Raw genomic sequence first — 15,200 nt, 5'->3', positions numbered from 1 at the left:
CGTGCAGCAGACCCTATGGCCTATCAGTCGCGCACCCGAGGTATGGGAGGCATACAACGCCATCACAGCCGAAGCGCCACCGGAGTTAACGCTGTGGCTGAACCTGACCACCCCGCCCGGCGGTGCGGCTCCCGAAGTCAGTGTTTTCCTCAGCTATCTGGGCGCAGACAGCACAGCGGTTGAACAGATCCGCCCGTTGCTCAATGTTCCCGGTGCTGTCTCGAACACTGTTGCGCCGCTACCACTTTCACAGCTCGGAAACATCGCGGCCGAGCCCGTCGACCCGACCCCGGCGCTGTTTCGGGGTGAGTGGCTGCGCCGGTTCGACGCGGACGTGCTGGAGCGTCTGCTGAAACACAGCGCCCCTCCGCTCGTGAACATTCAGATCCGGCACCTCGGGGGCGCTCTCGCCGGCCCCTCAGACAGTCCCGCCGGACCAGCACGCGCGCCCTACCTGCTGAACCTGTTCGGCTTGGCCCCCACTCCTGCCGCGTGCGTCCAGCTGCGCAACGCGCAGCAACATGCCGTGAGCGCGCTCGACACAGCGATCGGTGCGCTCAAGCCACATAACTTCCTGCCGCCCGACCGAACACTGGCGGATGTTTTCGAACCACGCTCGCTGTCCCGATTACGGCGAATCAAACGCGAGTACGACCCGCAATCGATACTGCGCGGAAACTTTCCCCTGTCGCCGAACGATCAACCATTCCAGGCGGGTTCGTCCGATTGATATGTCGCGCGCAGCACTCCGCGGAACCTGACTTACACTGCTGTCAATTCCGCGGGAGGGGTCGCCGATGAAAGTCCGGGTAGTCGCGAGTGTGGCGGTTGTCGTCGCCCTGTACCTCACGACAATCGCGCTGTACGCGAGGACCGGCCTCGGACACCCGAGCCAAATCAGCGAGCCGCTACCGACAGCCGATGGCACCACCGTCACCATCGACCTGAACGAGGTCCATTCGGTCAAAGGCGACATGGTGGCCAACGTGACCGTCGTGCCCGGTCCGGCGCTGCTGGACCCGCAGACGCACAGCCTCACCGAAGACCTCAGTGTCGCAGTGCAATCCGCAGTGACACCGACCCGCCGCACCTGGACGAAAGGCATGGTGCCCGACGTCTTTCCCGTCGCGCTGATCCTGTCCGGCGATCCTGGCAGCTATCCATTCGACCATTACCGCTCGGGCCCGATCACCGTCGAACTGTACCGGGGTGCGTCACACGTGCCGATACGCGTGACGCCCGCGTTCTTCGATCGGGTGCCCGGATGGATGTTCCACATTCCGGCCGGCAGCAACGACGCCGCACCGGGTGTCTACCGCGTCAAGGCGCAGCGCTCCCCCAGCACGGCCGCATTCGCCGCAGTCCTCGTCGGCGCGCTCGTGACGATCGCAGTACTAGGAGCGGTGGTCGCCGTACAGACCGCACGCAACCGCCGCAAGTTTCAGCCACCCATGACAACATGGTTTGCCGCAATGCTTTTCGCAGTGGTGCCGCTGCGCAACGCACTGCCCGACGCACCGCCCATCGGAACGTGGATCGACGTGTCCGTGGTGCTCTGGGTGATCGTGACCCTGGTGGCCTCGATGAGCCTCTACATCACCTGCTGGTGGCGCCACCTCAAGCCCGAATAGCACGGCCGCCGGCGGGCACTCCTAGCGGCTGTCCAGTTCCTTCAGGAAGTCGTCGATCGCCGGCCACGTCTCGGTGACACCGGCCGACAATGCGACCAAGCCGAGATGGCTGGCTTCCACCGTGGCGAACCGAACGTCGGCCGACTTCAGCATGGTCACCCCGTTGTGCACGCATCCCCACGGCGCGATGGCGTCACGGTGGCTGCCGAACAGTTGGATCGGCAGTGTCAATGACGTCAGGTCAAGGGTCCGGCCCGCGACGTTGACCACGCCGGTGGCGATCTCGTCGTGGTAGATCAGCCGGCCCCACATCTGGGACACGGCGCGCCCGGGATATCCCGGAAACGCATCTTGGAAGCGGTCGATCACTTCGGCCCTGGCCAACGCTTCGGTGTTGCCCAGGTTGTTGAGGACGAACCACGGTCGCTTGAGTTCACGATCCCAGGACGTCGCTCGGTAGGCGGCCTGCACCACCGGGGCGGGCACCCCGCCCATGGCGCGCAGGACGGTGGTGACCGCATAGCCGTTGGTGGGCTTGGTGATTCGTCGGACTTCTGGATATCCGGGGATTCGGCCGTAATCCAGAGGTGTACCGATGCCCGTGATCGAACGGATGGGCAGACCCTTGTTTGCGGCCGCCGTGAACAGGCTGAGTGTGCCGCCGAGGCTCCAGCCGATCAAATCGAGTTCCTGAGCCCCGGAATCGATGAGCACCCGCTCGATGGCTTCCGGCAGGATGTCTGCGAAGAAGGCCTCCAAACCGAGATGCCGGTCGGCCCAGCCGATTTCGCCGTAGTCGACCACATACGGGGTACGGCCCTGTTCCAGCAGGTGAGCCACCAGCGATTGACCCGGCGACAAGTCGTAGCAGGTCGCCGAAGCGGCCAGTGGTGGTACCAGCAGAACCGGCACCAGTGCGGACTCGCATCCGTCCGAATGGCCGTAGCGCCGCAGCTGGCGGTGCGGTTCATCGAACAGCACCACATGCTCGGTCGGCTCCGGTGGGCAGACACCATCGCCGAGCGTGATGGCGAACAGGTTGCGCGCCGAGGTCGCAAGCGAGGGCATGGTCGGGCAGTCTATCTTCTGTCTCCCCGCCCAGAATGGTTGGGAATAGGCAGGGCTACAAACGCGATTCAATCGTCGTGAATCCAAAGCCTTCTCGGCAGGGCCGTCGCCAGCGGCGTCCTGACGCCGTCTCGCCGTCTGGGATGATCGAGACGTGACCGATGTGCTCGCCGATCCCGTCAACGCCGCGCTGGACGGCCCGCACAGCCGATTCCGTGAAGTCAGCGGACGAATCCAGCGTTATCACCCGGACGTGTCGGTGTTCTATGGTCACCCACGCGAGCTGACCGACGAGGACTACAGCCACGTCGCCCGCCTGGCCGGGCCCACCAAGATTGCGGTACTTCGCGACCGCGCCACGCCACTGCCCGCGGGGTGGTCCGTCGTCGAGACATTCGGTTTGGTCCAATATGAGGGCAGCGGCGTCGATACCGCGCCCGAACCGGCGGCGATACCGCTCACACCGGCCGACGTACCCGAGATGACCGCTCTCGTCGAGCAGACCAAACCCGGGCCGTTCCTGCCCCGGACCATCGAACTCGGAACCTACCTCGGCATCCGTGCCGCCGACGGTTCGCCTGTTGCGATGGCCGGCGAGCGGATGCGTCCGACCGGCTACACGGAAATCAGCGCAGTGTGCACCGCCCCCGAAGCCCGCGGACAGGGCCTGGCATCCCGCCTGATCCGCGCGATCGCACACGGCATCCGCGAGCGCGGCGAAACTCCATTCCTCCATACCTCGAGCGACAACCCGGCTCAGAGGCTCTACAAGGCGATGGGTTTCACCCTGACGCGCACCGTCCCCCTCGAGATCGTCCGCATTTCCTGACTCGCGTCGACACGTCGTCGCTCCACATGCTGGGCCGGCTTCGCCCATTCCGGGCCCGTCAGAGCCCGACCTCACCGGTGGCGGGCGACAAGTGTGATGGCCATAACAGCTGTTGGTTAGGTGTCCTACTTGCCGGTTTCAACCCTTCGGTATAAATTTGCTAAAAATCGCGTTCGTTAACAAGTAGTGCCTAGCGCGAGACCACCGTCGGTCCGCGCGTCGATCCCGAATAGGCAGGTGAATCCTGCAAGCACCCTGGGGTCGAGCCAGCCGAGTGAGTCCCGCCCAGCAGAGAGCGCCCCGGTTACCATGTCGACACCAACGGTAGAAAACACACAGTACAAGCCCGTCACCGAGCCGGCCGCCAGCCAAGTCGACACAACAAACGAGCTCAGCCTGGAGCTACCACCGGTTACCGCAAGCCGCAACCGGGGCGGGTCCATCCGTGAGCAGCGTCACGCAAAATATGCACGAAAGCTCATTTTCAGCGATGCTCTGGTTATTTGCTCTTCCGTCATGTTCGGGCAAATTTTCCGGTTCGCCACCACCAGCGGCCACCCCGTCTACATGTCCCTCGACGGCGGCCCTCACGTCCGGTACCTCGCCGTGTCGGCGGTCATCGCGGCGGCATGGATGGGCTTCTTGTCGCTGGGCAGCCGGTCGGCCAAAGTCGTCGGCCGGGGTTTCGACGAATACGTCACCCTGGCCGCGGCCACATTGCAGCTGTTCGGCCTCATCGCCATCGCCTCGACACTGCTGCACTTCGACATCTCACGCGGCTACCTGGCCATCGCCCTGCCCACCGGCCTGGTCGGTCTGATCACCACCCGCTGGATCTGGCGCAAGATCCACGCGAACAAGCGCCGCCACGGCCACGACCAAAGTCGCCTCCTCGTTGTCGGCGCCACCAGCGCTGCCGCAGACATCGCCACCGAGTTCGCCAAAGACCCCTGGGCGGGGTACCACGTCGCCGGATTCTGCACCCCGATGGGACCCACCCACGCCAAGGAAGTCATCACCATCGCCGGCCGCGACATCCCCATCGTCGGCACCGACGAAGCCATCCTCGCCGCCGTCCAGCGCACCAACGCCGACACCGTCGCCCTGGCTGCCACCCATCACCTCAGCCCGACCGACATCCGCCGACTCATGTGGGAACTGGAAACCCATGGCATCGACCTCATGGTCGCCCCCGGCCTCATCGACATCGCCGACCAACGCCTCACCAGCCGCCCCGTCGCCGGCATGGCCGTCTTCGAAATCGCCAAACCTCAATACAGCCGAGCCAATTCACTCATCAAACGCACCTTCGATATCGCCTTCGCCGGTGCCGCCCTACTAGCGGTGGCTCCGCTCATGCTTGTCACCGCGCTGGCCGTCAAACTCACCAGCACCGGCCCGATTTTCTACAAGGCGGAGCGCATCGGACTGGACGGCATCCCGTTCAAGATGACCAAGTTCCGCAGCATGTACCAGGACGCCGACACCCGCCAAGCCGACATGATCGCCGCCAACGGCGGCAACGCCCTGTTCTTCAAGATCAAAGACGACCCCCGCGTGACCCCGGTCGGCAAAATCATCCGCAAATACTCCATCGACGAACTCCCCCAATTCCTCAACGTCCTGTCCGGACACATGAGCGTCGTCGGACCCCGACCCCAAGTCCGCCGCGAAGTCGACACCTACGACGACCTCGTCAGCCGCCGCCTCGCCGTCAAACCCGGCCTCACCGGACTCTGGCAGATCAGCGGACGCTCCGACCTCGCCGTCGAAGACGCTGTGCGCCTAGACCTCACCTACGTCGAAAACTGGTCGCTGCTCCAAGACATCCTCATCATCACCAAAACCATCCGGACTGTGCTCACCGGCAGCGGCGCCTACTGACAACCGTGGCGACCTGCCCGCCAAACTCCTGGACCTCGAGCGAGACCGACCCCGATCAACGTCGCTCGAGGTCCAGGCATGCCAGGAGACCCGCGACGAAATGACGCGATCACGGCGGCAGGACACCGCGCTGTGCCTGGCGATTCTGGCCATGGCTGGTGTGGTGGGCTGCTGCCCGCTGGCTGCGGCGGAGCCGTCGCCCACATCGCCCGTCGACTCGCCACCGCGGGTGGCCAAAGAGGCAGGCGGCCGTGCTGAGCGTTCCGGTCACTCATCGGCCAAGTCCCCCAAGCACCTACCCTCAACGTCAGACGTCACGGATGTGCCCGCGGCACCGACTCCGAATCCGGGAAAGACGGGACGCACTGGCTTCTGGCGAACGACCGGACACACCGCCACATTCGGCGCCGGGGAACAGAATCAACATCAGCAGTCCGGTCGATGACGATGCCGTGTTGGCACTCGTGGCCGGACCCGAGTGGGAACTTCGAGTGGCACTGGACGGCGACGTGGCCAGTTCGGCCGCAATCCCCGGCTCAGTGGCGATGCTGATGGTCGTCGCAGTCGGCGTCGCGCTCGGCTACCGCCAGGCGAAGCAGCATGACGTCGGCAGGGCGGACGTCATGCGCTTCATCTCCTGAGCTACCACCCGAGCACTTCGCGTACGGCAATCGGCCACGAATCAGGCTGTAGCCCATGGGTTTTGAGCAGGGCAAGGGCGATCCGCTCCATGCCGAATCCGACGCAGGCGCTGTGTGCGACGGCCCCGTCGGCGGTCGACAGCCCAAACGTCTCACCAAAATGATTCCGATGGCAGTTCGCCGACACCACGGCGGTACCGTCATCGAGATCGCCGTAGAGCCGCACCAACAGCTCCGTTTTGAGATTCTCGTCCCGCTGGTTCGCCGCCAGCATTCGGCCGGCCCTGCCGAAGAACGGATCATTGGCGGGCGCGGGCCGGGCATCCAGGCCGAGCGCGGTGAGTACCTCCATGCCGTGGTCCACCCACGAGTCACGATGTGACTCAGCTTGTTCGGGTGAGCCGACGCGCACGTATTCGTGCATCCGGAAGGCTTGCATGCGCGCCGGATCGATGGCGGGCTCATGCCGGAAGCAGTAGCCGTAGATATCCATCAGTGCGCCGTCCTCGGGCAGGACCTTTGCGAGCGTGCCGTAACTGGGATGGCACGCAGCCGACACCAGCATGGTCCCGGCAGGGTTCAGGTGCCCATCCCACGCCAGTCCGGCATCGCGATCCGCCAGCAGCGCGCGATGCTCAGGGTTGCCTCCGGTGAAGGTCGAGATGGCGCCTGTCAGATTCGGGAATGACGCGATGTAGTCGGTCTTCTCGAACGCTTCGCGCGGGTACAACGGCGGAAAGCGCAGGACCGCAGCCGCGTCGCCGTGCACCTCGGCACCCTTCCGGCGCACCGCGACGTCGATGCCGTCGACGATCTTCTCGAAATCACCACCGCGTCCATAGAGTCCGTCGATCCCCAACGGCACCAAGTGGCCGACACCGACCAGTTCATCGCGAAATTCTTTGCGCGCCGACTCGAGTGGTTCGTCGGTCGTCATCACTATTCTCACCCCCGGTAGGCCAACACGAGATTGGCGTTGTTTACTCGAATACGTTCGTTCGAGACCATCAGCTGTGGACCGAATGCGTCTCGCAAGAGACGGCCCATCGTCAACGCGTGGTCCTCGCGATAACCGTTGAGCCCGACGATCTTCAGCGCATTGGTTACCACGTCGATCACCGCGGTCGATGCGGCGATCTTGAGGTTGTTCATGGCGACGGTGAAGCTGATGGTCGCTTCATCGGCGCCCGACTCGGCCAGGGACTGATAGCGCAGAACCTCGTGTAGCACCATCGATTCGAAGCTCTGGTGTGTCACGGTCAGATCAGCCAGCACCGACGCTTGTGGGACCGTCTTGTCCGGCGCCTTGCGCGCGGCTTGTCGAACGACGGTGCGGGCCTTGGCGTACGCCGCATCGGCGATCCCCAACCACACCGACGCCCACAGGGTGTGTGACGCGGGCAGCATGGTCGTCGCCAGGATGCTCGCGTAGTCAGCCGGAATCAGATTGGCGGGCGAGGTTCGCGCCGACAACAGATAGCCCGGACTGCACGTGCCACGAAAACCCATGGTGTCCCAGGTGCTGGTGCGCTTCAGCTCGGTGTCGCCGGCCGGGCACAACAGCAACACCTGATCGTTCTTCGCCGCATCCGGGTGGCGCCGGGCAGTGGCGCCGATGTAGTCGGCCTGCTCAGCGTAGGAGATGACCGGCGCGTTCTTTTCCAGGAGCACGACGTCACCTTCGCTGACGATCGCACACGTTGAGGAACCGAGATCACCGCCCGTCGTGCTCTCAGTCGTTGCTGACGCAATGAGCAACTGATTTGCTGCGATGTTTCTTGCCACAGCTGCGGCCGGGCCACTGCGGGCGTATTTGGCAAGAACCAGGGCCTGCGTCTGGTGCATGGCGAAGACCATGCCCGCAGCGCTGCAGGCGGCTCCCAACGCCCGGGCGATCACCGCGAGCTCCGCGATGCGAAACCCCTGGCCCCCGAGTTCGGACGGAAGCCCACACGAAAGTAGTTGTGCCTGCTTGAGAGCATCGATGGCTTCGTGCGGAAAGCGCGCTTGCTGGTCCACCTCGTCTGCCGCGGCTGCCGCGACGCGCACGGCGTCGACGAGCCCGGGTATGGTCGACGCAGTGCGCGCGGCCGCGCCGTCAAGATCGGGCATGTGACCCCCTCGGGCGATGAACCGACCGTCGGCTCTTCGCAGAATTGTAGTTAGCTGTGACGAATACAGCGAACTATCAGCAGCAGATACTCTGTATGATACGGGTATGCGGGAAACCATCGAACGCGTTTTGGCTGCGCACGGCAGGATGGCCGTCGACCCGATCGGGGTGGCGGACGACGCCGACCTCTACGAATTGGGCCTGACATCCCACGCCTCGGTGAATGTGATGCTGGCGCTGGAGGACGAGTTCGACATCGAGTTCCCCGATGAAGCCCTCAAAAAGTCCACCTTTGCCTCGATACGGAACATCCAGGCGGTCGTCTCGAATCTCGCCAAGTAGGTCCCATGAGTCGCGCCATGGTGCCGCAAGCTGCCAATCCCCTGCAGATCGACGCCAGGCCCGATGGTTACGAGCCACATTTCACGCACCACGCCGACCGGCTCTGGGCCGAGACCAACTGCTATCTCGACCTGTGGATCGAGATTCTGAATTGTCTTGGGCTGGACCCTGTTCCGAGCTTCGCGTCGCTGCTCTCGGCAGACCATGACGGCCTGAGCTGGACCTTCGGTAAGCAGCAGCCGGAGGACCTGCGTCGGCTGTACGGTATCGAAGTAGCCGAAGAGAATTCGTGGCTTCCGGTGCTCGAATTGGTGGAAACGGGACCGCGGCGTGGCGTGTTGCACACCGTGGAAGTCGACAGCTGGTGGCTGCCCGACACCGCGGGAACCGCGTATCGCACCGAACACGTCAAGACGACGATCACACCGCTGAGCGTCGACCGGGACGCGAGGCAGATGCGCTACCTGCACAACGCGGGCCTGTTCGCGCTCGACGGCGAGGACTTCGACGGAGTGTTCGGACTGACCGCTGCGTCCGCGCCGCTGCTCCCGCCGTACATCGAAGTCGTGCGCCACTTCCCCGCTCGCGTACAGCCTGGCGCCGTAGCAACGATTGTGCGCGAGCAGCTTTCGCGCCGCCCGGGTGGAAATCCGATCGATCGACTGGCTGCCTGCGTCGAAGATGCCGGGCACTGGCTGCCTGAGGCAGGAATGGCCCGCTTCCACTTGTGGGCCTTCGGTTCGCTGCGTCAGTGCGGGGCATCGGCTGAATTGCTCGCAGATCTCGCCGAACACCTCGATGCCGAGTTCTCGGGTGCGGCCACAGCAGCCACGCCACTGCGTAACGTCGCGGCGGCGGCGAAGGCGGTGCAGTTCAAGATGGCTCGGGCGGTGAGCGGGCGCAAGGTCGATGTGTCAGCCTCGCTTGCCGCCATGGCCACCGGCTGGCAGGACGCGCTCGACGTCATCGCCGATGCGGTCGGCTGAGGCGATGCCGGCACGTTGGCAGGTGTTGCGCCGGCAACCCGGCGCCGTTGCGGGACCCGAAGAGCTGACTGCTGATTGGGCCGCCGCACCGACCCTGGACATCCCGGCGACGGTGGCGACCGCGTATGAGGGCAACCCCGACGACCACGACTGGTGGTACCGGACCACGTTGACCGCGGCACACACGACCAGTATCGAATTCGAGGGATTGACCTTCCCCGCCACGGTCTTTCTCGACGAGTCGCCCGTGGCCGAATGCGAATCGATGTTTCTGCCGCTGCGCATCGAATGCGATGCCGGTGATCACGAGGTGGTGATCCGTTTCGCATCGCTCAACCGTTGGCTCGAGACGCGAAGGCCGAGGGGACGGTGGCGCTCGACGCTGGTCAGCGCGCCGGGTTTGCGGTGGGCCAGAACGACGCTCATCGGGCGCGCCCCCGTCTACGGGAATCTTCCTGCGCCCGTCGGTATCTGGCGCCCGGTAACCGCGGTGGCGGCGCAGATCCGCACCGACGTTGTCACGCGGGTCGACGGAAACGTCATCACGATCGCGGGAACCAGCGGTGCCCGCACGATGCGGCTCTCCGTGGTGGATCCGGCCGGCCGGCAGCTGGCCGACGAGACCACCACACCTTCCGGCGGTGGATTCCGGTTCGACGTCACCGTTGAATGTCCGCTCCTGTGGTGGCCCAACGGTTATGGGCCGCAACACGTGTATCGGGTGCGCCTGGAAGCCGACGGCGTGAATGTGGCCGATCGGCCGGTCGGATTCCGGACAGTGTCGGTTTCAGCGGACGGTTTTCGGATCAGCGTGAACGGCACTCCGATCTTCTGCCGGGGCGCGACGTGGTCCCCACCCGACCCGATCCGGGCATCCGCCGACCCCGCGCAAATCCGCGACCAGGTAGAGACTTTCGCAGCGGCTGGGGCCACGATGGTGCGGGTGGTGGGCGGGTTGCTCTTCGAGCAAGCCGAGTTCTGGGATGCCTGTGCCGAGTCGGGCCTGCTGGTGTGGCAGGACGCCATGCTGGCGACGTTCGATCCACCAGCTGAGCACAGCGAGTTGATCGCGAAAGAACTCATCTCGGTCCTGCACCGCGTGTCAGGCAACCCGGCGCTGACCGTGGTCAGCGGTGGCAGCGAGACCCTGCAACAGCCGGAGATGCTCGGCCTGAGCCACGACGAGTCGGCGATGGCGGTCGTCGAGTCGGTTCTGGCTGCCGCCGTCGCGGAACACTCTGATGCGCACTACGTCCGGGCTTCGCCGTCGGCCCCACCGGGAACCGCCGATCTCGCGATCCGCCCGGACACCGGCATAGCGCACTGGTTCGGCGTCGGTGGCTACCTACGCCCGATCACCGACGTGCGGAGTGCCGGAATTCGATTCGCCGCCGAGTGTCTGGCGTTCTCCAATCCCCCGTCGTCCAGCTACATCGAACGCCATTTCGGTTCCGCCGCGGTCGCCGGGCATCACCCCGACTGGAAGGCCGGGGTGCCGCGGGACCGCGGCTCCTCGTGGGACTTCGAGGACGTCCGCGACTTCTACGCGCACGAGGTGTTCGGTGAAGGACTCCTGACGGTTCGGCGCACCGATCCCGAACGCTATCTGCAGCTCGGCCGGCTTGCCGCGGCCACCGCGATGCGCGAGTGCTTCGCTTACTGGCGGCGGGCCGACTCAGGCTGTGGCGGTGCTCTCGTACTGGCCGGCCGGGATATGGTGGCCGGCGCCGGGTGGGGTCTTCTGGACTCCGACGGCGGGGCGAAACCGGCACTGGCCGTGCTGGCCAGGACCTGGGCTCCGGTCACGGTATTGCTTTCGGACGAGGGCCTCGCCGGCGTCAGGATCGACGTCTACAACGATACCGATGCGGAGCTGCATGGCGAATTGACCTTGACTGCAACCAATTCCGTGGGCACGGCCGTGGACGTCACGCGACCGCTGACCGTGCCGCCGGCCTCCTCGAGCACCTTTTTCGATAGCGAGCTGTCAGGCCGGTTCCGAGATCTGTCGCGGGCCTATCAATTCGGGCCGCCGACCGCTGACGCCGTCCAGGCCTGTGTCGCCTTCGACGGTGGACCGACCGTGCACGACGTGCTGGTCCTGAATCCTGCAGGCAGGCAACCCGCTTCGCTGTTGACTGCGACGGCATCCCCGGTATCGGAACACGTTTGGGTCCTCGAGTTGGTGTGCGAGGTCGCGTTGCGTTACCTCGAAATCGAGATTCCGGGTTGGCGCGTCAGCGACAACTGTTTCCACGTGGCCGCACGACTGCCGCGTCAGATCCTGTTGACCCGTCAGAGCGGCGGGGAGTCGCCGACCGGAACAGTCGGGTCGATCGATCTGCGCGCGCCGATTGCGATACGGAGATCGGTGTGATCGTTCCTGAGGTGCAGGTTCCGGGCCACCATGTCCGGGTCGGTTGCGATGTGGTGAGTCTCGACGAGATCGAACACTCCGTGTCGACGTTCGGCACGCGGTTCCTCGCCAAGATCTACACCGACGACGAACTGGCCGCATGTGCCGGCCCCAGCCGGCTGTCTCGGCTCGCGGCCCGATTCGCCGCGAAAGAGGCGGCTATCAAGGCATTTTCACGCCCAGATGCCGCCTTCGTGCCCCGCGAGATCGAGGTCGTGACGACGAAACCGCTCGTCACCCTCCGGCTGAGTGGCTCGGCCGCAGAGCTGGCGGCCGAGCAGCACTGGCGGCAAATCTCGTTGTCGCTGACACATTCCGAGTGCCACGCTGCCGCCGTCGTGGTCGCCGTCTGCGGGCCAACTTCACTTGGCCCGTCTTGATCATATGAAGTTGCTGTAATTGCTCATGACCGTTTTCAGCAACATCGGCGGGCAAGCCCGTTCACCATTGTACCGAGCGAAGTGATTGCCGAAATTGGCTTGTAAAACCGCATTTATGCCGGGTTGTTGCGCGTCCAACGAGGCAGCGATGCAAGGCACAGCGCATGATTTAGCGATGATTGCCAATATCTCGGTAAATTTGCCATCCGACGGTGACTTCATTACTGTCTAGGCCACACGAATAGGTTTGGAGGGAGCCGACGTGGGACCGCGACGTAGGACTGCGATTTCGAAGTGGATTACGCCGCTGTGGCCGATCACGTTGGTGGGCATCGTGCTCGGTGCGCTGATCGGGGCGTTCGCCTTGGCCCCGAGCAAAGAGGTGACTGCGAGTACCACGATTCGAGTCGATGAACCGATCGAGGCCAACCAAATCATGCTCGGCACGCAGCCGCTGCTGAACACGATGCCCGATTACATGTCGGGCGAATTGGCCTATCTGTCATCGCCTAGCTATCTGGACTCCGTCGCCAAGAAGCTCGGGGAAAGCAAGAAGCCCAAGGTGTCTGCATCGCAGGCAGGGAAGTCGAACCTCGTCACGCTCTCAGCCACCGCTGCCAATGCAGACGAAGCTCGCCGGACTGTCGATGCTGCCGTCACCGTCTTCACCGGTCACGTGTTCGATCAGAACCAGCAGCGGTATCAGTCCAGCCTCGACGCCGTCAACGCTGTCATCCCCAAACTCGAAGAAGCTCAACGGGCAAGTGAACCGGTGGCCACCCGCCCGACCGACGAGCTGGTCCAGCTGTATTTCCGGCGCACGTCGCTGCAGGTCGAGTTGCTGCGTACGCCAGGTGTGCAGACCGTCGAGCCGACCCGCATCGCCGAAGCGACCGGACTGCTGAGTTCGCCGGCGTTGGGCCCCATCGGTGGCGGGCTCCTCGGAGGCATCGTGGCACTGGCCGGGGCCATGGTGTGGCGCTCGCGCTCCGGCACCATCACGTCGGTTACCCAGTTGGACGGTGACGACAAGCTCGCGCTCCGGCCGGTACTCCGACTCGCGCGGCGGCAGGTTGACGAGCAGGCGGCGCGCACGATCTATGCGCAACTCCCCCGCCCGTGTACCGGCACCATCCTCGTGGTCGGGGCGTCCGCCGAGTCGGGCTCCGCGACGGTGGCACGGCATATCGCCTTTGCCGCCGCCGAGCACGGCGAGGCCGTCAGTGAGGATCTCGCCGATGGCGACGGCGCCAACCGCGCCGAGACGACAATCCTCGACGGTGGCACCTGGAGTTCACCCGTCGCGGTCGAGGCGGCCGACACGGCCGACCAGATCGTGGTTGCCGTGCGGATCGGCTTCGACACCACTTCCGACGTCGATATCGCCGCCCGGTCCATCGCGCACCGCGACATTCCGGTGTCTGTCGTGGCGACGCGCGCGTGACAGCCCGCGTCAGCCCGCAAGCACGGCTGTGACCGAACCATGCTGATGGCAACGAAACCCCGCGCCGCAACCGGGTCTGCCACAGGTGGCGAACTCCGGCTGGGATGGCTGTCGCCGGCCGTGGTGTCGCTTGCCGTCGGCTCGAGCGCGATCCTGCTGACTGCCTCGGTCGACGATCAGCAGTTCCGGACGTATTGGCAGGAACCGAAAGTCGTGACGGACAGCATGTTGTGGCTGTTCGAGTGCGGCGTGCTCGCCTTCGCCTTCGGCGCGATGATCGCCATCGCTGCCATGCCCGCCCGAGACAATCTGGCCACGGTATGGCCGGCGTTGTCGGAACGGCGCCGCGCCGCCCTCGAACGCGCCAGCACGGTACTGACAACCCTGACCATCGTCGGATACGTGGGGTTCGCGGTTCTGATCGTCAAGAGTGGACTCGGACCCGCCGAGCTGTTCGGCGGATCTGACCACCCGTGGGATGCCCCGGCCAAAACGGCCATCGGCAACATCCCCGGGGTAACCGCCCTGACTCAGATCGGCATCGCCGCGGTCGTCATCTCCGCAATCCTGCTGGCGCACAGTTACTCCCGCGCGGAGCTGATAAAGCTGCTCGTCGTCCTGGCGTTGTCGGTGCCGCGCTCGTACATCTACTCGGAGCGCCTCGCGATCCTCGAGCTCGTCGTCCCCGTGGTGGTCGTCGGTGCCGGCTGGCTTTCCACCCGCGGCCGGAAGCGCCGCACCATCGCTCGCGCCATCCCCGTGGCCGGTATCGCGCTGGTGATCGTCACGTTCGCGTTCTTCGAGTACTTCCGGTCGTGGATGTTCTACCGGATGCATGGAGAAGATTCGTTCCCCACGTTCGTGCTGAATCGGCTGGCGGGCTACTACGCGACAGCCATCAACAACGGCGCCGTCATCGTCGATCACATGACCTGGCCGGGGCGGCTCCCGTACGACACGCTCGAGTCGTTCTGGTCGGTGCAAGGCATCTATCAACTTCGGCTCTACGAACGCCTCGGCGGTCATGATCGGCCCTACCCCAAGACATTTGATCCAGATTCTCCCTACTACCGGGTCCTCGAGCAGTACGCGAACCCAGAGTTCAACAACCCCAGCGGGTACGAGGCTCCGTTCGTCGATTACGGCTCGATCGGCGGTCTCGTGTTCTTCTTCGTACTCGGCGTGGTCGCCGGGCTGCTCTACCGCCACTTCTGCAGGGGAAGCCTGGGCGGCCTCCTCGTGTATCCGATGTTCTTCACGGGGCTGGTCGAGTGGCCGCGGTACATGTACTGGGTCCAGGGCCGCGTCACCTACGCCTGGGTCGGCCTTGCCGCGGTAATTGTGGCGGTGCTCCTCACCGAACGCAGAGCTCGTCGCCGCGCGACGATCTGGCCGAAGCGGGCCCACGCCGCTGAATCAGTAGTAGTCGCAGTCGACTGAGAGGGGACGCTCCGTGCGAGGTCGGG

13 protein-coding genes and 1 pseudogene are annotated in these 15,200 nt (G+C 64.8%); 11 read left to right on the top strand and 3 right to left on the bottom strand.

Annotated features, from left to right (window positions below; all coding sequences use genetic code 11):
* Together VXD91_RS04555 and VXD91_RS04550 are read left to right on the top strand one after the other, a co-directional pair.
* Positions 1-730: pseudogene (locus VXD91_RS04555) on the top strand (FAD-linked oxidase); the annotation flags it as partial.
* Between the two features lie 67 nt (positions 731-797).
* Positions 798-1,631, top strand: coding sequence for a DUF4436 domain-containing protein (locus VXD91_RS04550; RefSeq protein WP_346414765.1), 834 nt, complete (start codon positions 798-800; stop codon positions 1,629-1,631).
* Positions 1,632-1,652: 21 nt separating this feature from the next.
* Here the strand turns inward: VXD91_RS04550 and VXD91_RS04545 are convergent, their stop codons facing one another.
* Positions 1,653-2,699, bottom strand: coding sequence for an alpha/beta fold hydrolase (locus VXD91_RS04545; protein ID WP_346414764.1), 1,047 nt, complete (start codon positions 2,697-2,699; stop codon positions 1,653-1,655).
* Positions 2,700-2,853: 154 nt separating this feature from the next.
* Between VXD91_RS04545 and VXD91_RS04540 the strand changes: the two genes are divergently transcribed.
* The 3 genes from VXD91_RS04540 to VXD91_RS04530 all read left to right on the top strand — a co-directional run bounded on the left by VXD91_RS04540 (position 2,854) and on the right by VXD91_RS04530 (position 6,053).
* Entirely contained in the window at positions 2,854-3,528 is a 675-nt protein-coding gene (locus VXD91_RS04540) for a GNAT family N-acetyltransferase (protein WP_346414762.1), read from the top strand.
* 516 nt (positions 3,529-4,044) lie between these two features.
* Positions 4,045-5,412: a sugar transferase gene (locus VXD91_RS04535; RefSeq protein ID WP_346414761.1), complete on the top strand. Its 1,368-nt coding sequence runs from the start codon at positions 4,045-4,047 to the stop codon at positions 5,410-5,412.
* 452 nt (positions 5,413-5,864) lie between these two features.
* Positions 5,865-6,053 carry a hypothetical protein gene (locus VXD91_RS04530; protein ID WP_346414760.1) on the top strand — a complete coding sequence of 63 codons (189 nt, stop codon included), beginning with the start codon at positions 5,865-5,867 and terminating at the stop codon, positions 6,051-6,053.
* A gap of 1 nt (position 6,054) precedes the next feature.
* Here the strand turns inward: VXD91_RS04530 and VXD91_RS04525 are convergent, their stop codons facing one another.
* Entirely contained in the window at positions 6,055-6,990 is a 936-nt protein-coding gene (locus VXD91_RS04525; RefSeq protein ID WP_346414759.1) for an amino acid--[acyl-carrier-protein] ligase, read from the bottom strand.
* A gap of 8 nt (positions 6,991-6,998) precedes the next feature.
* A complete protein-coding gene (locus VXD91_RS04520; protein ID WP_346414758.1) occupies positions 6,999-8,285 on the bottom strand; it encodes an acyl-CoA dehydrogenase family protein in 1,287 nt (428 codons plus the stop codon).
* Here VXD91_RS04520 and VXD91_RS04515 point away from each other — a divergent pair.
* From VXD91_RS04515 to VXD91_RS04490, 6 genes are all read left to right on the top strand, one after another.
* Entirely contained in the window at positions 8,272-8,508 is a 237-nt protein-coding gene (locus VXD91_RS04515; protein ID WP_029104977.1) for an acyl carrier protein, read from the top strand. The two genes, VXD91_RS04520 and VXD91_RS04515, sit on opposite strands and share 14 nt — an antisense overlap.
* Before the next feature lie 5 nt (positions 8,509-8,513).
* On the top strand, positions 8,514-9,494 hold the full coding sequence (locus VXD91_RS04510) for a DUF1839 family protein (protein ID WP_346414757.1): 981 nt from the start codon (positions 8,514-8,516) through the stop codon (positions 9,492-9,494).
* 4 nt (positions 9,495-9,498) lie between these two features.
* The gene (locus VXD91_RS04505) at positions 9,499-11,871 is read left to right on the top strand and encodes a hypothetical protein (protein ID WP_346414756.1); all 2,373 of its coding nucleotides are present in this window, start codon (positions 9,499-9,501) and stop codon (positions 11,869-11,871) included.
* Positions 11,868-12,290 (top strand): 4'-phosphopantetheinyl transferase superfamily protein, encoded by a 423-nt coding sequence (locus VXD91_RS04500; RefSeq protein ID WP_346414755.1) that lies wholly within the window; start codon positions 11,868-11,870, stop codon positions 12,288-12,290. Before VXD91_RS04505 ends, VXD91_RS04500 begins: the two co-directional genes overlap by 4 nt.
* A gap of 262 nt (positions 12,291-12,552) precedes the next feature.
* The gene (locus tag VXD91_RS04495; protein WP_346414754.1) at positions 12,553-13,734 is read left to right on the top strand and encodes a hypothetical protein; all 1,182 of its coding nucleotides are present in this window, start codon (positions 12,553-12,555) and stop codon (positions 13,732-13,734) included.
* Positions 13,735-13,779: 45 nt separating this feature from the next.
* Positions 13,780-15,174, top strand: a complete 1,395-nt coding sequence (locus VXD91_RS04490) for an O-antigen polymerase (RefSeq protein WP_346414753.1) — start codon at positions 13,780-13,782, stop codon at positions 15,172-15,174.
* Positions 15,175-15,200: the final 26 nt, after the last annotated feature.

It is taken from the genome of Mycobacterium sp. SM3041 (assembly GCF_039668335.1).
GTDB lineage: Bacteria > Actinomycetota > Actinomycetes > Mycobacteriales > Mycobacteriaceae > Mycobacterium.
Note: the sequence above shows the minus strand (reverse complement) of the source record. Positions and strands in the feature narration are given on the sequence as shown.